This is a genomic window from Autumnicola edwardsiae, assembly GCF_031846505.1.
Taxonomy (GTDB): domain Bacteria; phylum Bacteroidota; class Bacteroidia; order Flavobacteriales; family Flavobacteriaceae; genus Autumnicola; species Autumnicola edwardsiae.
On sequence record NZ_JAVRHP010000030.1, the window covers coordinates 15,951 to 36,445 of the forward strand.

At 39.1% G+C, this 20,495-nt stretch carries 18 protein-coding genes; 4 read left to right on the plus strand and 14 right to left on the minus strand.

Going from position 1 to position 20,495, the window contains the following annotated elements:
- Window positions 1-4 precede the first annotated feature (4 nt).
- Window positions 5-721, plus strand: coding sequence for a 3-deoxy-manno-octulosonate cytidylyltransferase (gene kdsB, locus RM529_RS07655; protein WP_311484233.1), 717 nt, complete (start codon window positions 5-7; stop codon window positions 719-721).
- Here kdsB and RM529_RS07660 read toward each other — a convergent pair.
- The 3 genes from RM529_RS07660 to RM529_RS07670 are packed head-to-tail and all read right to left on the minus strand — an operon-like array spanning window position 718 to window position 3,257.
- A complete protein-coding gene (locus tag RM529_RS07660; RefSeq protein ID WP_311484215.1) occupies window positions 718-2,025 on the minus strand; it encodes a cryptochrome/photolyase family protein in 1,308 nt (435 codons plus the stop codon). The two genes, kdsB and RM529_RS07660, sit on opposite strands and share 4 nt — an antisense overlap.
- Complete coding sequence (locus tag RM529_RS07665) at window positions 2,026-2,724, minus strand: SDR family NAD(P)-dependent oxidoreductase (protein WP_311484216.1); 699 nt, start codon at window positions 2,722-2,724, stop codon at window positions 2,026-2,028.
- A gap of 20 nt (window positions 2,725-2,744) precedes the next feature.
- Window positions 2,745-3,257 carry an SRPBCC family protein gene (locus RM529_RS07670; protein WP_311484217.1) on the minus strand — a complete coding sequence of 171 codons (513 nt, stop codon included), beginning with the start codon at window positions 3,255-3,257 and terminating at the stop codon, window positions 2,745-2,747.
- A 162-nt stretch (window positions 3,258-3,419) separates the two neighbouring features.
- On the opposite strand from RM529_RS07670, the gene RM529_RS07675 reads away from it, so the two are divergent.
- Window positions 3,420-4,265: a DUF2911 domain-containing protein gene (locus tag RM529_RS07675; protein WP_311484218.1), complete on the plus strand. Its 846-nt coding sequence runs from the start codon at window positions 3,420-3,422 to the stop codon at window positions 4,263-4,265.
- A gap of 97 nt (window positions 4,266-4,362) precedes the next feature.
- Here the strand turns inward: RM529_RS07675 and RM529_RS07680 are convergent, their stop codons facing one another.
- The 9 genes from RM529_RS07680 to RM529_RS07720 form a co-directional block, all read right to left on the minus strand.
- Window positions 4,363-5,337, minus strand: a complete 975-nt coding sequence (locus RM529_RS07680) for a Gfo/Idh/MocA family protein (protein ID WP_311484219.1) — start codon at window positions 5,335-5,337, stop codon at window positions 4,363-4,365.
- Window positions 5,338-7,026, minus strand: coding sequence for a sodium:solute symporter family transporter (locus tag RM529_RS07685; protein ID WP_311484220.1), 1,689 nt, complete (start codon window positions 7,024-7,026; stop codon window positions 5,338-5,340). It abuts the gene before it with no gap.
- 106 nt (window positions 7,027-7,132) lie between these two features.
- The gene (locus RM529_RS07690; RefSeq protein ID WP_311484221.1) at window positions 7,133-9,625 is read right to left on the minus strand and encodes a PIG-L family deacetylase; all 2,493 of its coding nucleotides are present in this window, start codon (window positions 9,623-9,625) and stop codon (window positions 7,133-7,135) included.
- Between the two features lie 76 nt (window positions 9,626-9,701).
- The gene (locus RM529_RS07695) at window positions 9,702-10,241 is read right to left on the minus strand and encodes a mechanosensitive ion channel domain-containing protein (protein ID WP_311484222.1); all 540 of its coding nucleotides are present in this window, start codon (window positions 10,239-10,241) and stop codon (window positions 9,702-9,704) included.
- Between the two features lie 110 nt (window positions 10,242-10,351).
- On the minus strand, window positions 10,352-10,939 hold the full coding sequence (locus tag RM529_RS07700) for a Maf-like protein (protein ID WP_311484223.1): 588 nt from the start codon (window positions 10,937-10,939) through the stop codon (window positions 10,352-10,354).
- A gap of 3 nt (window positions 10,940-10,942) precedes the next feature.
- Window positions 10,943-11,854, minus strand: coding sequence for a geranylgeranylglycerol-phosphate geranylgeranyltransferase (locus RM529_RS07705; protein WP_311484224.1), 912 nt, complete (start codon window positions 11,852-11,854; stop codon window positions 10,943-10,945).
- A gap of 9 nt (window positions 11,855-11,863) precedes the next feature.
- A complete protein-coding gene (locus RM529_RS07710) occupies window positions 11,864-12,190 on the minus strand; it encodes a DMT family transporter (protein WP_311484234.1) in 327 nt (108 codons plus the stop codon).
- On the minus strand, window positions 12,187-12,699 hold the full coding sequence (locus tag RM529_RS07715; protein ID WP_311484225.1) for a KdsC family phosphatase: 513 nt from the start codon (window positions 12,697-12,699) through the stop codon (window positions 12,187-12,189). The genes RM529_RS07710 and RM529_RS07715 overlap by 4 nt, the downstream gene beginning before the upstream one ends.
- Entirely contained in the window at window positions 12,683-13,441 is a 759-nt protein-coding gene (locus RM529_RS07720; RefSeq protein ID WP_311484226.1) for a Rossmann-like and DUF2520 domain-containing protein, read from the minus strand. The genes RM529_RS07715 and RM529_RS07720 overlap by 17 nt, the downstream gene beginning before the upstream one ends.
- Window positions 13,442-13,567: 126 nt before the next feature.
- On the opposite strand from RM529_RS07720, the gene RM529_RS07725 reads away from it, so the two are divergent.
- Entirely contained in the window at window positions 13,568-16,759 is a 3,192-nt protein-coding gene (locus RM529_RS07725; protein ID WP_311484227.1) for a cytochrome c biogenesis protein CcsA, read from the plus strand.
- A gap of 170 nt (window positions 16,760-16,929) precedes the next feature.
- Here the strand turns inward: RM529_RS07725 and RM529_RS07730 are convergent, their stop codons facing one another.
- On the minus strand, window positions 16,930-17,379 hold the full coding sequence (locus tag RM529_RS07730; RefSeq protein ID WP_311484228.1) for a hypothetical protein: 450 nt from the start codon (window positions 17,377-17,379) through the stop codon (window positions 16,930-16,932).
- 55 nt (window positions 17,380-17,434) lie between these two features.
- Window positions 17,435-19,048, minus strand: coding sequence for an energy transducer TonB (locus RM529_RS07735; RefSeq protein WP_311484229.1), 1,614 nt, complete (start codon window positions 19,046-19,048; stop codon window positions 17,435-17,437).
- Between the two features lie 243 nt (window positions 19,049-19,291).
- Here RM529_RS07735 and RM529_RS07740 point away from each other — a divergent pair.
- The coding region (locus RM529_RS07740) for a sensor histidine kinase (protein WP_311484230.1) at window positions 19,292-20,495 on the plus strand (1,204 nt) is incomplete at its 3' end.

Consider the following 20,495-nt stretch of genomic DNA (forward strand, 5'->3'; position numbering starts at 1 on the left):
CGCAATGATCCCGGCCAGGTACGATTCAACACGATTTCCTGGAAAATTACTTCAGGATCTTAACGGTAAAACGGTTATTAGAAGAACTTACGAAGCCGCCAAAGAGACAGCCTTGTTTGAGGAGGTTTATGTAGTGACCGACAGTGATAAAATTGCTTCTGAAATATCCGGTTTTGGCGGGAAAGTTATAATGAGCAAAAAAGAGCATAAATGTGGGAGTGACCGTCTTGCTGAAGCTGTTGAGGATATGAATGTGGATATCGTGGTAAATGTACAGGGAGATGAGCCTTTTATAGACAGGGAGAGTCTTGCGAAACTCATGGTGGTTTTTAGAGAAGATGAAGGCGAAGAAATTGATCTTGCATCTTTAAAAACTGCAATGAGTATAAGTGACGAGATTACCAATCCCAATAATGTAAAGGTAATAACAGATAAAAACAATCTGGCACTTTATTTCTCCAGGTTCCCTATTCCTTATCCACGGGATAAAGATGCACCAATGACTTATTTTAGGCACATTGGCATTTATGCATTTCGGAAGAGGGCTTTAATAGATTTTCACAACCTACCGATGTTGCCTTTGGAAGCTACGGAAAAGATTGAAGCTATCCGATTTCTGGAATACGGAAAAAAGATCAAAATGGTGGAAACCAATATGAAAACTATCGGAATTGATACAAAGGAAGATCTTGAGAGGGCCAGGAAAGTAATGAGAGGTTAGTTACTTACTGCCTCCTTATAGATTTTAAGCGCCCTTTCTCGTGCTTCTTTATGATCTACCATTTTTTCGGGATACTCATCTGTACCGTATTCGGGAATCCATTTCTTGATGTATTTCCGTGTTTTGTCGAATTTTTCGATTTGTGTAGTGGGATTAAAAATTCGAAAGTAAGGTACAGCATCAACTCCGCTTCCGGCCACCCACTGCCAGTTCCCAACGTTGGATGACATCTCGTAATCCAACAGCTTTTCAGCAAAATAGGCTTCGCCCCAACGCCAGTCAATAAGTAAATGTTTGCACAAAAAACTGCCCACCAGCATCCTCACGCGATTATGCATAAAACCAATTTCATTAAGCTGCCTCATGCCTGCGTCTACCAGGGGAAAACCGGTTTTTCCCTTTTTCCATAATTGAAACTCTTCTTTATTATTGCGCCAGTTTATACGATCGTATTTTTTCTTAAAAGCATCAGTAACCGTATGGGGGTTATGATCTAAGACCTGCATAAAAAATTCTCTCCAGATCAATTCATTTAGAAAAGTTTTATTTCTTTCAGCATTGGCTTTTTTTACCATTTTTCTAACGCTTACCGTCCCAAACCTTAGATGGGGGCCAAGGCGTGAAGTTCCGTCTTTACCGGGAATGTCCCTTGTTTTTTCATATTCCTGAATAAGGGTGGGGGTTACATCATAATCGGGGGCTTTTAATTGGGAAATTGTAAAGCCCATGTCACTAAGGCTAAGATTTGGTAACCTCGTATTGGCAATGAGATTGTCCAGATGCTGACTGGTGTAATGGATCTTAAGATTGTGTTTCTTGAATTTTTCTTTCCAACTCTTCATGTAAGGAGTGTACACCACATAAGGTCCGCCATCCTTTTTTGTAATTTCATCTCTTTCAAAAATCACCTGATCTTTATAAGTTTTAAATTCGATACTATTTTCTGAAAGAATTGCTTTGATTTCCTTATCGCGGTTTTTGGAGTAAGGTTCGTAATCGTGATTTGTAAAGACTTTAGTTATTCCAAATTCCTTGATAAGATTTTTAAAAATAGCTGAAGGTTTCCCGTGGTACATGGCAATGGAACTATCAAAGTTCTCCCGCAATTTTTTTCTCATATTCTGAAGAGTTTCATAGATAAAGGTAACCCGCGCATCATCTTCAGGTAAATTATCAAGAATTTCAGTATCGAATATGAAAATTGGAAGAACCGGATGTTCATCTTTAAGAGCTTCAAGAAAACCCGCATTATCGTCCAGGCGTAGGTCCCTTCGAAACCAGAAAATATTTACTTTTTTAATCATTCAGGACAGGTTTAAGGTTGAAAGTCCGCCGTCCACGCCCATTACCTGGCCGGTGATCCAACTGCTTTCGTCGCTAAGGAGAAAGGTAGCGAGATTTGCAATATCTTCAGGGTTACCTACACGTTTCATAGGGTGGCGTTCTTTCATTTTCTCCTTCTTTTTATCATTATTTAAAAGTTTTTCTGAAAGTTCTGTATCTGTCAGGGAAGGAGCAATTACGTTAACACGCATGTCTGGAGCATACTCGGCCGCAAGGGAACGAGCAAAACCTTCAATAGCTCCTTTTGCTGCGGCCACGCTGGTATGAAAAGGCATTCCAACTTTTACCGCCACTGTACTAAAGAAAATAAGACTGGCGTTTTCTGCATTTTGTAATTTGGGCATTACTCCATGAACCGACTTTATTAATCCGAAGAAATTTAAATCCATTTCCTTCTTAAAATCCTCTATTCTATGCATTTTAAAAGGTTTCAGATTAATACTTCCCGGGCAGTATACGAGTCCGTCGAGCTTATCAGGTAAATCAAGATCTTCAATGTTATCTTTTTCGACATCAAATTCCAGGTGCTTTATATTAAGTTCGTCAAGTTTTCCAGGGTTTCTTGAAGCCACAGTTATATCATGATTTTGACTAAGTTTCTCTGCAATTTTAAATCCGATTCCCTTAGAACCGCCAATAAGTAATATTTCTTTTTTCATAGTTCTGGTTATTTTAAGTTTTACGGACGCTGCTTTTTCTCGCTGATTTCTGTATCCGGTTCTTGTGAAGCACCAAATTCACCAAAAAGTTCAACAAGTTTCTCTTGCCGGTAATCAAAGATTTCCTTCAGTTTCGGTTTTACCAGGAAGGGATGTGCCATAGTGCCAAGGAAGCCCATCGGCAATTTATAATCCACAACGTCCTCCATTTCAACACCGCCGTCGATTTCTTTTAGAAAATGTTTGTGGTGCCAAAGGGAATATGGGCCAAACCGCTGTTCGTCCACAAAAAATTCCCTGTCCCTAACATGGGTGATTTCTGTAACCCATTTTGTTTTGATCCCGGCAATGGGTGTTACGATATATTGTATTATCTGGCCTTCAAACATTGGCCTGTCTGCACCAGATAAAATGTCGAAACTCATATAATCTGGAGTGATTACTTTTAAATTAGCAGGGTCTGATAGGAACTTCCACGCTTCATCAAGAGAGATGGGTAATTGTTGTTTACTTCTTAAAGTATAAATTTTCATTACTGAAGTTTAAACAAAAGTATCATTTAATATGTTTATTGTTTAGTAACACAAGTTAAACAATTTAAAAAATTTCAGTTCTGATTATTACGGATGAAAATTTTACAATTTCAGAGCTTCTTCTTCTTATATTTGGAGGACTACTTTCTAAACTAAACAATTATGAAAAAACTACTATTATTTATCGCAGTTTCTGCCATAAGCTTTAACGGCAAAACTCAAATCCAGACTCCGCAACCGAGCCCTTCAGCTAAAATTGAACAAAAGGTTGGGCTTACCGATGTTACCCTGGAATATTCCCGTCCAGGTGTGCGTGGGCGCGAAGTTTTTGGAGACCTTGTTCCCTATGGCAAAGTTTGGCGTACCGGTGCGAACCAGAACACAAAAATTACTTTTAGCGACGATGTTGTTATAGATGGGAAAGATCTCCCTGCCGGTTCGTATGCTGTTTATACGATCCCCACACAGGACGAATGGGAAGTTATGTTTTATAAGAACACCGAAAATTGGGGGCTGCCCCAACAATGGGATGAGAACGAAGTAGCTTTAAAAACTACTGTTGAAACACAGAGTTTGCCTTTTAAAATGGAGACCTTTACTATTATGATCGATGAACTCCAGAATGATTCTGCTGCACTGAATTTTATTTGGGACAATACCGTTGCTTCACTTAATTTTGAAGTTCCTACAGATCAAAAAGCCACAGCGAGTATAGAGGAAGTTATGAACGGTGAGCCGGGACCAAACGATTATTTTGCTGCTGCGAGCTACTATCATGATTCAGAAAAGGATCTTGAACAAGCCTACGAGTGGATACAGAAAGCAACAGAAGGAGAAGAAGTTGCGTTTTGGGTACAAAGAAGAAAATCTTTAATAGAGGCCGATATGGGCAAAAAAGAAGATGCTATTGCCTCTGCAAAAAAGTCTTTAGCCGCCGCTGAAAAGGCCGGAAATGCAGATTATGCAAAGATGAACAAGGATTCTTTAAAAGAATGGGGAGCGATGTAACAGATTCTAATCTGAAATAAAAAAGTCCATTTCTTCAGCTGAGGAAATGGACTTTTTTATTGTACCACCAATCCAATTACAGGACGAAAATTGCCATTTAATACACCAGGTTAATTTTATTCCTTACTTCATCCAATAGGCCAATAAGCTGCAAGCTTTTCTCAAAAGTCATTTGGTCGCTTTCTGTTCTCCCTTGTTTCAGCATTTTCTGAACGTGCGCTGCTTCAAAGTTATAACCATTGGAGGTTACATCAAAATTTTTGGTTTCTGTTCCTTCTTTTGTAGAAATGCTTACGCTGGTAGGTTCGTGAAACCTCGAATTCATTGTTATTTCAGCATTTTCACACAGAAAAGTTGCAACGGTTGGCGTTTTTCTACCCACAGTACTGTGCAATTCAGCTTTAATTCCATTTTTATAGGTAAACATCATTTCGCAATCTTCATCAACTTGAGTGGTAGTCAATTTTGCCTTAGCCGCAATTTCTTCAGGTACTCCCAGTGCGCTTAAAGCAGTAAAAATGGGATAAATGCCAATATCAAGAAGGCTTCCCCCGCCAAGGGATTTATTATACAGCCGGTGCTCTTTGTTAAACGGAGAATGGAAACCAAAGTCAGCTTCAATTTTCTTCAGTTTGCCATATTTTTCAGTCTTCAACAGATCCATTACATATTGAAAATGAGGTAAAAACTGTGTCCACAGCGCTTCCATCAAAAACACCTTTTTCTCCCTGGCCAGCGCGATCATTTCTTTTACCTGTTCAGAATCCATGGCGAAAGGTTTTTCACATAGCACCGCTTTTTTATGCTCAAGGCACAGGAGGGTATTGTCAAAGTGAAAAACATGTGGCGTGGCAATGTAAACCACATCCACCTTATCGTCTTCCAGCATATCTTTATAGCTGTAATAGGCTTTTGTGGCGCTAAATTCTTCAGCAAAAGCGTCTGCTCTTTCTTTGGAACGGCTGGCGACAGCATAAAGTTCTGCTCCTTCAACATCCTTTAGACCTGTAGCAAACTTTTTAGCAATTTTTCCGGGGCCCAAAATCGCCCATTTTGTGGTTCTATGTTCCATTTATTTTTCAGTTTTAACAAAGGCTTCAATTATAAAAGCCAATAGCATAACAAGGCCGCAGCCCAGGATATTCAGCCATAGATAAGGAATAATGTCCATTCTAAAAACACCAATTACGATAATCTGGGTGATAATAGCAGCTATAAAAGTTGCATTGCTTTTTACATGTTTTATAAAAAATGCCAGTAAAAAAATTCCGAGGATATTTCCGTAGAAAATTGATCCAATAATATTTACGAGCTGGATTAGATTGTCATAAAGGTCTGCAACAGAGGCAAAGCTTACAGCAATTACTCCCCACATCAAAGTAAACCATTTGGAAGCTTTAACAAAATGTCCGTCTTCTTTATCTTTTTTAACGCCTCTCTTATAAATATCTATTGCGGTGGTAGAGGCCAGGGCGTTAAGTTCTGAAGCTGTGGAAGACATGGCTGCACTTAAGATAACCGCCAGGAGGAGTCCCACAAGGCCTCTGGGTAAATTGTTTAGGATAAAATGTATAAAAACATAATCTTTATCGTTGCTCTCTGCATCTTTATCTGAAGCATCAATAAAAATTTTCGCCTTTTCCCTTATTTCCTGTTCTTCTGCATTAAAATCCCTTAGTTGCTGATGAAACTGCTGTTTTTCTTCTTCGGAAGTCTGCTCAACAGCCTCTGCGTAGCTATAGGTTAATTGCTGTTTTTTTTCCTGAATTTCCTGATGTTCCATCATCAGGTCTTCATATTGATTGGAATAATCTGACTCCAATACCGTCTGGGTTGCTGCCGGATTAAAATTAAGCGGAGTTTCATTAAATTGATAGAAGACAAAAACCATCACGCCCACCAGTAAGATGAAGAATTGCAGCGGCACCTTCAGCAGTCCGTTAAAGATCATTCCCATTTGGCTTTCCCTTACAGACCGGCCTGTTAAATAGCGCTGTACCTGGCTTTGATCTGTGCCAAAATAGGAGAGGGCAAGAAAGGATCCGCCAATTAATCCGCTCCAAAAGGTATATCGATTTTCCAGATCAAAAGAAAAATCCAGGATTTCCATTTTTCCGCTCGATCCCGCAATTTCCATGGCAGAATTAAAATCTATATTTTCGGGCAAATAGGAAAGAATAATAAAAAAAGTAGAAATCATCCCGGTTAGGATCACGGCCATTTGCTGTTTATGGGTAACATTTACAGCCTTGGTTCCTCCAGAAACGGTATAAACAGTAACCAGAGCTCCTATAAGTAATATTAACCCGTTTAAATTCCAGCCCAGAACAGCCGAAAGTATAATGGCCGGTGCATAAATGGTAAGTCCGGCGGCGAGTCCCCGCTGGATAAGAAAAAGGATGGCTGTAAGAGTCCTCGTCTTCCTGTCGAAGCGGGATTCGAGATATTCGTAAGCGGTATAAACTTTCAATTTGTGGTAAATAGGAATAAATACCATACAAATAATCACCATGGCAATGGGAAGGCCAAAATAGAACTGAACAAAACCCATCCCATCATGAAAAGCCTGGCCGGGAGTGGAAAGAAAAGTGATTGCACTTGCCTGGGTTGCCATAACCGAAAGCCCGATTGTCCACCACTGCGCATCGTTACCACCTCTTATGTAATCCTGCACATTTTTACTTCCACGGGATTTATAAACGCCGTACCAAACAATAGAAGTGATAGTGATTATGAGGACAAACCAGTCAATTAATTCCATTACCCAAAGTAGTTCATTATGAAGTAAAAAAGAAGAATATAGATCACGTTTGCCACCAAAACTACCGTGTAGCTTTTCTTCCAGGTATATTTTTCAGGCTTTTCCATTAATTACCTATTGAGATCATATTGGCAAAAAGTTTATATGCACCTGGAACTCCGGCGGGAAATTGTCTAAAAAAGCTTATTCCTGTGTAAATGTAATAACCTTGGCCATACTTTGCTACCAGCAAACTTCCGTCTTTTGGAGTTTCCCCTTTGTCGTTCATAGAAAGTACAGGGGTAAATTCCGGAGCCCAGGCGTTGGGAAAATAGAGTCCTCGTTCCTGTACCCAATTCTCAAAATCTCCTGTAGTGATCTTGTTGGGATAGTTTAGCAGAGAATGATCTTCGGCGAGAAAGTTTACTTCGGCCTCTTCTTCAGTCACCCTGTCGCGGGAAAGTTCGAGGTTGTACGGTGCGATATTATCGATTTTAAGGCCCCGGTTTGTGTTGTATTGTACAATCAAATTTCCGCCGTTCTTTACGTAATTGAGCAGTGCTGCCTGCTTATATCTCAATTCTTCAACAATATTATAGGCCCTGATTCCTACAACTACAGCATCAAATCGCTTTAAAGAAGCTTCTGAAATGCCCGCAGGGGAAATTCGGGTAACCTTATAGCCAATTTGTTCCAGGCTTTCAGGAACCACATCCCCGGCTCCTTCAATGTAACCTATTTGCTGGCCTTTTTTATTAATATTCAGCTTGGCAACCTTTAACTTTGAAGGTAAAACCAATGTTTGATAAGGGATATGCTCATAATCTATATGAACAGTTTTTTCTGAATAAATTTTTCCTTCAACTTCTGCCTTCGGAATAATATAAGTTTCACTCTCATCTACAGGAGGAGTAATGCTGAAGTTTAAAGTTACAGAGCCACCTTTTTGAGCAATGCTGAAGTTTCTCGTTACGGATTCAATTTTCCAGCCTTCTCCCAAATCAAGGGCCAGTGTACCCTGAAGGTTTTCTTTCCCGGAAACTATCTTTGCCGATATTTGCCTTTTTTGAGCACTGGCAAAGATTATCACATTTTCCTCAAATTCTACAGAAACCGGCGGAATAATTTCAAAAGAACGATAGGTTTCCCCATATACATTATCGTTATATTTATAGATCACTTCCTTGCTGAAGGGAATTTCTGTTCCGTTAAAATCCAGGTAAAATGTTGCTTTTGTGCTCGCCGGAGTTTCTGGAAGACCTATTAATTGCCTGTTTTCAACTTTATACATACCTGTACTTCCTTCTTCATTAAGCCAGTAGGGGGACGTGGCTTTGCTGTCTTCCGGAATTTTGAGCACTAATTCTTCGCTCCAGCCATTGTTGTTTTTTAAAGTAACAGCAGGTTCAAGAGAAGAGTTATTTGGTGATAATTCGACTTTTTGCAGGGTAATGGCAAAATCACTTCGGTTAATGGCTTCAAATCTAACCGGTATTTCTTCTGAAGGTATTGCGGCAGAAGTGCCGGCAACAGCCTCCAGGTAGAGCCCGGCAGAGGCGGCAATAATATTCTTTATTTCTTCAGATTTTATTTCCCTCCAGTGCTCGTTTTTCAGTTCTTTTATAAGCCTGTAAGCTGCTATTAACCTGGGCAGGCTGGCAGCAGGATTGGTGAAATTGAAGTTATCTTTAACGGCATTTAAAATTTCACCAATTTCGGCACCGCCTTCAATACGGCTCCAGGAAGTATTGATGCCCTCAAAAATATCTTCTTTTCCTTCAGGCATTTCACCTTTTATCAGTTCCAGGTATTCCTCCTGAACTCCCCGGCTGCCTGTACTTCCAAAACCCTGGGAACGATGCTGACTTCTGCTTAAAGCAGCAATTTCGGGATTGGAAAGACCCTTCAGCGGAAAGTATACCCCGGTGTCAAACTTTAGAAGATTCTGTTTACTCGCTTCTTCAAAAGCTTCCTGGCTTCCGTAGAACCAGGGGGAAGTATTAAAAAACAACCTCTGGGGTTGATGCGTTTTCGTAAATTTTAGTTGATCTGGAAAAACATCTTTATCATCTGCCAGTTCAAAAGCTTCTACGCTAAGAATTGCTGAAGAGGTATGATGGCCATGAGTGGTGCCGGGGGTGCGGTGATCAAATCGGTTAATAATCACATCTGGCTTAAATTTGCGAATAACCCACACTACATCGCTAAGGACTTCTTCTTTGTTCCAGATTTCCAAAGTTTCACCGGGGGTTTTTGAATAGCCAAAATCGTTGGCACGGGTAAAAAATTGCTGGCCGCCATCTATCCTTCGCGCCGCCAGTAATTCCTGGGTCCTTATCACTCCCAGCTCTTCCCTTATTTGCGAGCCTATTAAATTTTGTCCGCCGTCACCTCTTGTAAGGGAAAGATATGCGGTCCTGGCATTTTTTTCGTTCGATAAATAAGAAATAAGCCGGGTGTTTTCATCATCAGGATGCGCAGCGAGGTACAAAACCGATCCAAGAAAATTAAGTTGCTGAATCTCGTGAAAAATTTCGGAAGCACTTAATTTTTTTGGTGCCTGGGAGTGGATTTCCGAAAATAAAAAAAAGAGAATCAGGAGAGATAGAAATTTACGCATTCCCATGTTTTTAGGTAACAGCATCAAATATAAAAACTTTGCAGGCTCTTCTACCTCGTTTCGGTAGGTTTAACTTTTAAAGTGCATCTTTACCTTCATCGAGCCGTGCATTCTTTTCTAGCAGCGAAACTGCCTTTTGAAGGATAAGATTGTTTGGATAAGTTATTAATTCTCCATCTAAAGATCTAAGGTGCAGGTGAAAAGCCTTAATATCTTCAATAATAGCTTCAACAGGAAGATCTTTGTCGTGGATCTTTATTTTATCTCCAATTTTATACGGAAAAGAGAAAAACATAATTACTCCTGAAGTAATATTACTTAGAATGGACCATATCGCAAAAAGAGCTACTCCCAGTATGGCAAAAACCGAAGAAAATATAAGGGAAAACTCTGCCCATCCAACGCCCCAGGCAATAGATAAGAGAAAAACTGCCAGTATAAAGATGAGGATATTAATATATTTGAACATCAACCTGGTTCGCGTGATATTAATCTCTGCACGCTCCCCAACCCTTTTTGCAGCTTGCTTTAAGAAAAACTGAAGAATAAGCAGCAACAGGAAAATGGCTATACTATAAAAAACTTCTACTGGAATTACAGAAATTATTGTATTCATTAAAGGATCCTGATTTTTCTGCAAATATATTTTTTTGTACGTTTATTTCCATTAAAACAAGAAACTTATTTATCTAAAGCATTCCCTCACCTAAAGTACACGGGGACAGATTATAAGCTACAAAACTCCATTAATTTTTCGTAGACAAGATGTGTTGGTAAACCCACCACATTAACATAACTCCCTTCAATATTGGTAATTCCTATAAGTCCTATCCACTCCTGAATGGCATAACCACCTGCTTTATCAAAAGGTTTATATTGTCGAACATAATACGCTATTTCTTCGGAAGTTAGGGTTTTTAATTTAACCTTTGTTGTGCAATTTAAAGTTTCCTGATTTTGAGCTGTTGTAAAACACACCGACGTTATTACCTGGTGCTCTTTTCCCGAGAGGGATGTTATCATAGCCACAGCTTCTTCGGCATCTGCAGGTTTTCCCATTGCCACACCTTCATTGTAAACAATAGTATCACTGGTGATAAGGATCTGATTTGGTTTTAGATCACCAAAAGCTTCAGCTTTAAGTTCTGCGAGGAAGTCGGTTATCTCTTCATTCTTTAAATGTTCCGGGAAAACTTCCTTTACCGGGCGAACATCTACGGTAAAAGGAATTTCCATTTCTTTAAAGAATTTTTGTCTTCTGGGAGAACCCGAAGCAAGGATAATTTCTTTGTTCTTGAGGTAATTTTTCAGCATGATCTAAATTATAAATTTGTGTAATCCCAGAGAAAATAGTCCGAAGAAAAGGATCAGTTTCAGAATAAGGCTTAAATGGGTAAACTGTTTCCTTTTTTCGGCATCCAGTATTTTTACCATTACATAAAGAAGCGGGGCAACAATTAAAAGCAATACGTATAGTGTTGAGTAGGTATTCTCAAAAAGATAATTATAAATGTAATAAACTATAGCAACCAACGGAATTATTGCTACCGCAAAAATCACTTTGTTGGTACGGGCAATCCCCAGCTGTATAGGTAAGGTTTGCATCCCGGCATTATAATCACCTTTTATGTCTTCCTGGTCTTTTACCATTTCTCTTAAAAGATTGATTAAAAAAGCAAAGAGCGCATAATCCAGCAGAATTGAAAAAAGCAGCGATTGTGCAGGTTGATTTTGCTCGTTTATAGCAGGTAAAAGGTCATATAGCCCCACTATCACAACAACTCCTGCAATGGTGCAGCTTACAATTATATTTCCTATTAACGCCAGTTGTTTGAGGTAAGTCGCATAAAAGTATAAAATAGCGGATGCAAAGATCCACAAGCCTGAAAAGGCCGGCCAGCCGATTATATTTGATAGATAAAAGCCAATGCCCACACCAGTCACGTTAAGAATAAGAAACCACGTGGTGCCGGTTTTTTCTGAAATATGGGTGCCGATAACTGTATCTTTTCCCCTGTTGATCCTGTCAGTCTCAATGTCGTAAACGTCATTAATTATATAGCCACCGGCTGCAAGGCAAACCGTTGCAAGGGCGAGTAGAAAACATCCAAAAAGGCTCAAAGTAATAGCCGCGTCAAAAGCTTCGAAGAGGCCGTATTTTATCAGAAATTGCGTAAAAGCTATAAAAAGAAGGTTTTTATAGCGAATTAGATTTAAATAGTTGAGCATAAACGCGCCTTAGTTGGATACAAATTTTAATCCGATAATAGACATTATTAACGTGCTGAGAAAAAATATTCTCCAGAAATGAGCCGGTTCTTTAAAAATCAAAATTCCGAGTAATGCTGTGCCGGCAGCACCAATCCCGGTCCAGACGGCATAGGCGGTTCCTATAGGCAGGGTTTGTGTTGCTTTGTAAAGCAGGAGCATACTTGCGGCAAGGCAAACCAGGAATCCCGCTAACCACAGATTGCTGGTCGCTCCGGTGCTGAATTTTGCCTTTCCCAAACAAAAAGCAAATCCCACTTCAAAAAGTCCGGCGATAATGAGTAAAAGCCAGTTCATTCTCTTTCCATCCATTTGCCCTGTACTTTCAGGACCTGTTCAATAACATCCCGAACGCAGCCTTTTCCGCCTTTTCTATGAGAAACATATTTGGAGATTTCCTTTACCTCGGCCACGGCATCCTGCGGGCAACAAGGCAGTCCCACAAGTTTCATAGGATAATAATCGGGAATATCGTCTCCCATATAGAGGACTTCATCGGGATTAATTTCATAAATGTCAAAAAACTCATCCATTTGCTCCACTTTGTCGGCAATACCAAGGTAAATATCGTTTATGCCCAAATCCCTTAGCCGCATCCTTACACCCTCGTTTTTTCCGCCGGAAATAATACAGACCGTGTATCCGGCATTTTTTGCCACTTTAAGGGCATATCCATCTTTAATATTCATTGTGCGAAGTAATTCTCCGGCAGTACTTACCTGTACAGAACCATCTGTAAGTACGCCATCTACATCAAAAACAAAAGTGGTGATCTGGTTAAGGTATTCTTTATAATTTCTTTCCATGTAAGTTGTTGATCGATGCTGTTAGCAGTTTGTATATGTTTTTCTGGTTTTTATCCAGCAGTTCAAGGTGGCCCTCAATTGTCTTACGGTCGTTGCGAATTGCCGGTCCCGTTTGTGCCTCTTCAGGCGATAATTGTTCAATTTTAGAGGCGGTTTCTTTTATAAGTGGTTTTAGCATTTCAAAAGAGAGGTCGTTTTTTTGGCAAATATCGGCCCCAATAGTATAAAGATGGTTCGTAAAATTACAAACGAATACTGCGGAAGCGTGCAGCGCCTTTCTTTGTTGAGAATTTGTTTCGAAAAGTCTGGTTGAGATCCCTGTAGCCAATTTTTTGATATTCTGAAGGTTTTTTTCTGAATTTGCTTCCAAACACATGGGAATTTCAGCGAAATCGACCTCCCTTTTTGCTGAAAATGTCTGCAACGGATAAAAAACTCCGTAATTCCTGAAATTTGACAAAGCATCCAAACCAATTCCTCCTGAAGTATGCAGGTATAACGAACCAAAATCGGGGATGATATTTGCCATTTTAAGGATGGCATCATCTTTTAAGGCAAAAATATAAATATGGGCTGCTTTTAATTCCGAAATAGCAGTAGTGGTGGAGGTTTTAGGGAAATTGGCTAACTTTTCTGGCCTGTGATTAAAAACCTGGACAACTTCAATATCTTCCGTTTTTTGAAATGCCCTGTACAAATGTGTAGCTACATTTCCGGCGCCTAAAATTACCACTTGAGTCATTCGGCTAAATTACCAAAAAAATTACTGTTGGAAAATTAACATTTTCGGCAGGATATTGAAGGTTGGAAGTCTTACAAAACCGTTAAAATTCCTTAAATTTGCAGCCGATTTAAAGTACAACTTTTCATGCAGAATAAGATAGCCTCTGTCATTTTTTCTACCCGTATAATGGCAGTTTTATTCATCGTTTTTGCCATTTCCATGGCGTTGGGAACTTTTATAGAGACCTGGTACAGTATTGAAACCGCGAGGGTTCTTATTTACAATACCTGGTGGTTTGAGGGGATAATGGTCTTTTTTGTGATTAATTTCCTTGGAAATATTAAACGATATCAGCTTCTGAAAAAAGAAAAATGGTCCACGCTGGTTTTGCACCTTTCTTTTATTCTTATCCTTATTGGAGCATTTGTAACCCGTTATATTAGTTACGAAGGGATTATGCCCATTAGGGAAGGGGAGACGACAAAAAAATTCCTTACGCAGGAAACTTATTTTACTTTTTTCCTGGATGGCGAAATAGATGGGCAGCCAAGAAGAAGGGTTCTCCAGGAAGAAGTGCTTTTGGCCCCGGAAACTGAAAATGATTACCAATTAAATACAGATTACAGCGGGCAGCCGGTAACTTTTGAAGTTACAAATTTTATTCATGGCGCTGAAGAAACCCTGGTACCAACAGAAGATGGAGAAAGGTACCTGAAGATAGTTGAGGCAGGAGGCGGCCAAAGGCATGATCATTATCTTCAGGAAGGGCAGGTGAGCAATATCCACAACACTCTTTTTACGCTGAACAATCCTACGGAAGGGGCAATAAATATCCAGTTAAATGGAGAAGGTGAATATACTATAGATTCTCCGTTTGAAGGGGATTATATGAGAATGGCAGACCAGAAAAGAGGGCAGTTATTGGCCGATTCTACTCAAAACCTTATGCTGCGCTCGCTTTACAATATAGGAACAATGCAGTTTGTAGTTCCCGAGCCTGTGGTAAGGGGCGCATACGATATTGTACCTACGGCACAAAAAATGAAGGATCAGCCAGATGGGGTTACTTTAAAAGTTAGCTCTCAGGGCGAGTCACAAACGGTGACGCTCCTTGGTGGCAAAGGAATCCCCACTGAACCTGAAAAGCTTGAGCTTGCCGGACTGGAAATTTTCCTTAATTACGGTTCTATAGAAAAAGAACTTCCTTTTGCGCTAAAGTTAAATGACTTTATTGCTGAAAAATATCCCGGAACAGAAAACAGCTACGCTTCTTTTCAAAGTGATGTTGAAGTAATACAGGAAGGCGAGGAAAATTTTGAATATGAAATTTATATGAACCATATTTTGGACCATGAAGGTTATCGGTTTTTTCAGTCCAGTTTCGATCCCGATGAAAAAGGAACAGTCCTCTCTGTAAATCACGATTACTGGGGTACCTGGATAACCTATATTGGTTATTTCCTTCTCTATCTTGGCTTAATGTGGATTTTGTTTGACAAAGGCTCCCGTTTTGGACAACTTAAAGAAAGATTGGATAAGATAAAACTGAAGAAAAAGAATTTAGCTACTGTAGCAATTTTACTTTTGGCAACCAGTTTTAGCGGATTTGCACAGGAAACGCAGACAGATCACGAACATATTGAAAATACGCGCAGACAAATAGATTCTCTAATTGTTAAAAATGCGGTAAAAGAAGATCATGCTGCGGAATTTGGCCGATTGGTAATACAGGACGCCGGTGGGCGTATGAAGCCTGCAAACACCTATTCTTCAGAATTACTTAGGAAACTTAGTAAGAAAGATAGTTATAACGGACTTACCTCTGATCAGGTTCTGGTTTCAATGACAGAGAACCCAATGGTTTGGTACAATGTGCCGCTTATTTTTGTTGAAAAGAACAACGACAGTATTCATAAAATCCTTAATGTTGAGGAAGGGAAAAAATATCTTGCTCTTACTGACTTTTTTGATAGCACAGGAAATTACAAATTATCGGAACATTTGGATGGTGCTTACAAGGCAGCAGTTCCAAATAAATTTCAGAAAGATTATATAGAAACTGATAAAAAAGTAAATCTGCTTTATCAGGCTTTGCAGGGGGAAGTGCTTAAAATATTTCCGGTTCCGGAGCATGAAAATGATAAGTGGGTTTCTTATCCGGAAGTGGAAGAAGCAGCTTTTAAAGGCATGGATTCCGTTTATGCAAAACAGATTTTACCGCTTTATATGAATGCTTTGCAGGATGCAAGGGAAACCGGAGATTACGGGAGAGCTAATGAATTTTTGGGGAGCATTAAAAGTTTTCAGAAGAAATTTGGTTCTGAAGTAATGCCTTCGGAAGATAAAATTGAAACTGAAATTACCTATAATAAATATGATATTTTCAGAAACCTGTTCTGGATGTATATGGTTGCAGGTTTGGCAATGCTCGTTCTTGTCATTGCCCAGATCTTTAAAGACAATAAATTGATGCGTGGCCTCATAAAAGGCAGTGTCGTAATTATCATTATTCTATTTGTTCTTCATACCCTCGGCTTGGCTGCGAGATGGTACGTTTCTGGCCACGCGCCCTGGAGTGACGCATATGAATCTATGATTTATGTGGCCTGGGCAACCATGTTTTTTGGTTTGGCATTTGGAAGAAAAAGTAACCTTACCATTGCTTCTACGGCTTTTGTAACTTCTATGATCCTGATGATTGCACACTGGAACTGGATGGATCCTTCTATTGCAAATTTACAACCCGTGTTGGATTCTTACTGGTTAATGATTCACGTTTCAGTAATCGTGGGTAGTTACGGCCCTTTAACATTAGGAATGATCCTGGGAGTGGTTTCTTTGCTGTTAATGATCCTTACTACTTCTAAAAACAAGAAGAAGATGGATCTTAACATACGAGAAATTACCATTATAACCGAACTCGCTTTAACTGTGGGCCTTGTTATGCTCACCATCGGAAACTTTCTTGGAGGGCAGTGGGCAAATGAAAGCTGGGGACGTTACTGGGGCTGGGATCCAAAAGAAACCTGGGCACTAATTAGTATTATGATCTATGCTTTTGTAATTCATATGCGAATGGTACCCGGATTAAGGAGCAGATGGTTCTTTAATTTGATGGCTATCGTAGCTTTTTCGAGTATTATGATGACTTATTTTGGAGTAAACTTTTACCTGAGCGGACTCCATTCTTATGCCAGCGGAGATAAAGTAATTACACCAACTTTTATCTATTACTCGATTGCCGCGGTAGCAGTTTTGGGGGCAGTTTCTTACTGGAAATATCAGAAATACTTCGCAAAGAAATCCCCGGCAGCAAAGGAACAGGATAGAATGTAAGTCCTAAAACTCTAATATGCTGCCACTTTGGAAGTGGGGTGAGTCTCAATTCGAGTCTAGCTGAATTTTAAGCATTGAGGTATTCTGACTTTAATATGGTTGCTTTCCTTATAAATACAGTACAGGATTTGGGAGTAAAATAAATATGTTCCGAATGTTTAGTTAAATTATTATTTTTCAGTAGAACTTATATTTTCTCCTTCAGTTTCACCACTTCCCAGGGTATATTTTTTAGTAAATTGGAGCATGTAAGAGATTGCCTTTCTTGACTTATTTAAGCTGCCTGCAGCTCGTAATTTACGCATAAGTGGTGCATTATCCACTTCGCCTATCATATCAGGGACAATATCAGATAAACTATCGATGCGTGCTTCAATATCTGTTGCTATTTCATCTTCTATTTCTGCAGGAATTTCTACACCAGTTTGTACCAGGCTGTCATAAACAAATACCGTGTTGTAAATTTTAAAACAGTGATTTGAAAAGTCATCGATACTTTTAACTTTACTAGGCTTGCCAGGGGGTGTTATCCGTTCTTGATCCTGGGCGTTGGTTGCTGTAGTACACAAGAATATTCCAAAGCTGATAAAACAGGTCAAAATTTTTAAACTTGATTTCATAATTAGAGATTTTAAGTTAATATTTTTTGGTCTTTATTTACTTTTAGGTCATTACTCATTTATCTTTATTCAAATTAAATAGCTCTTTTAATTTTGTACTGCTTATACTTTTTCTGGCTTCATTGTTTTTTATTTCTTTTTTTAGTGGAGTTGCCTTGATTTTCTTTCCTGACTCATCCTCCATAACCTGAAAAACTATGGGCAAAGAATAAAATACACCAGCCGGCCGACCTCTCTGCTTACCAGGTGTCATCTTTGGAAGCAGGTTAACCACACGTTCTGCTTCCTCTTCTAATGCAGGATGTGGAGCACGTGATTTAATATCGGCAATGTTGCCGTTATGGTCTATTCTAAATTGAACGATAACCCTGTTTATACCACTTAGCCCCAGATGGGTTCCTAATCTTGTGTTGAAATTTTGATTAACTATTTCACTAATCTTTTGCGATGTACATTTCTTTTTAGCTTCATTATTTATTTCGTTCCCGCATCCGGGAAATATGGGTACACTTTCAATAACAGCAAAAGGCACGTCCATAGGAACTTCTTGATTGCTAACTTTTGTAGGAAATTGCTGGCGTCTAGTCTGAGCTGGTACTACTTCAGGCATGGTTTTATTCATATAGCCATTTTGAGCATAGGTGTTTACTATTTTTCTGCTTGTCGGCCTGCAAGTACTGGGGAAGTCAAAAAAATAGAGACAATCGGGAAGTCCTTTGCTGTTGAATGTAACAGTAACTGAACCTTTCTTTTTCCCGTTAAAACCTGTAAATAAATATTCAGCTGTGAGTTTACCGGGACGTCCCTTACTATCATAGGTCAAAATTAGCACCTGGTCTACACTTCCCTTATGAAAACTATTAAAATTCCATTGACGGGAATTTTCATAAACCAGATCTTCCACCAATAGCCTTACGTCCTGGTTCATTGCAACCTCAGTTTTCTCCCCTTTTCTTTTGGCAATCATGCTTTCTATCCGAATAGGTTGCAGGTCATGAGCAAATAATCTAAGATTTTCCTGAAACCTTTTAATTCCGGGGCTATCACAACCATTCATTCTTACAAGGGCTGCCATATCCATGTGTACAGATTTCATTTCTCCCGTCATTTTGACTGAAGCACCCATCACATCAGCATTTTGTGCCATAGATAACACGTTGCCTAAGAGAAATTGCTCTAAAGTCTGCAAAGCAGTATACATTTTGGGAGCAGCAAAATAACCTGTCCCTACGGTTCTCCAGCTAACGCAATTTCTGCTTATAGTTATTCCGTATCCGTTTTTTACAATTTCCTGAGAACTACATTCACGTTTAGTTAATTCAATTTTGTCGGGTGGAAGGGTACTGTCACAGTTTTTAGCATATTCTGTAACATAAGCGTTAAATAAGAGATTGAAGAACAATTCATCTCTTTTAAAGGGAACATCTTCAAAATTTCCCATAAAAATGTCTGTTAGTTCAATTTCGAAATTGAGACCATTAGCTGAAAAATCTGGTACGCTCTCATTAAATCTAGAATTTTTGTTTAGACCCTGAAGTTCTTCAGCTTTCTCACCCGCCAGTAAGATTGAGTCCCTCACCCGCCAGCTAAAGGGATGCACCTCATTTACAAATGCCCGCCCTGTCTCTGAAACAGCTATAAATAATAATAACAGGATCAATTTTTTCATGGTTAAATAATTATCCTAACAGTTTGTATTGAAGTCTGCTGGCAAAATATTTTTTAAGGTGTAGATATGATGAAAAGTTTTGTATATTTAATTACCCCCTTAGAAATCACTAAGTTAGTTTTAAATAACCTGGTGCCCCCTTATAAATATGTAAGCGTTTACCTTAACTGAATTTTCGTAATCGAGAATGGATTAAGCGTGAAAATTTAATTGTTTTTGCATACGCTTGTAATCCCGGTATTTATGATAAGAGCATTAATTATACTATTAATTCTAGGGTCACATTCCGGGGATACCAAGGTTCAAAAATTACCTCTCGATTCTATTAATTCCCTTCTGAAAAATAAATATCATAAACCTGAAAGGAAATTTAAATTAACTATACACGATAGTGAACTTGCCGTTTACCAAAATCCTGAAGATGGATTAAAGTGCTTCAGGGAAGCCTTAAAACTGAGGCATCAACTAAAAAATGATGTTCTTATTGTTAAAGCTGTACTTTGGGAAGCTACTAATAATTACTACCAACAGGCTTTACTTAAAGCTCTCCATGCTTACCTGAAAGGGCCTGAAGCGACACTACAACAAGTCAGGGAAGCATTAGCCATAGCTAGAAAAAAATATGTAATGCAGGTTAATAGCCTGGCTTTGCACGCGCTTAGCAAATTCTATGAGAAAATTGGAGATCTACGAGCTTTAGGGACCTATAAGGAGCATATTCTGCTGCAGGATTTATTACTAGGAAATGAAAAGACAGTTAAAATTACCCGCAAAGAATTGGAATATCAAATGGAATACCAAAAACGCGTGGCAAATGATGAATTAGCTTTTCAAAAAAAAGTTCTCTATATCGCTTTTGGCGGCTTATCATTCCTAATTCTTTGCGCCACTTTTGGTTACTGGCAGTACAAAAAACGACGGGATGCCCAGGAATTTGGTAAAATTGCAGAGTCCGACGCTCGCGTAGCAGATATGGAATTAAAGGCGCTGCGTGCTCAGATGAATCCGCACTTTATATTCAATTCTCTTAACGCAATTCGCTATTATATAGCTGAAAAAGATACTGAAACTGCAGATGATTACCTGGTAACTTTTGCCAACCTCACACGTTCAATATTGGAAAATTCCGAGAAAAAATATATTCCTATAGCAGAAGAAATTAGAATACTTAAACTTTATATTGAAGCTGAAATGTTGCGGATGCCAGAGCGCTTTAGTTATTCGATTACTGTTGATGGGGATATTGACCAGGAAAAAACGCTTATTCCGCCTATGCTTATACAACCTTTAGTAGAAAATAGTATCTGGCACGGCCTTGCTAACAATAAAAAGGAAAAGGGTTTACTGCAGTTAAAAATTTACAAAAAAAAGAAAGCTCTACACGTTATTATTGACGATAACGGGCGGGGAAGAAAAAATTCGGAGTGTCCGGTTAAACCTCATAATT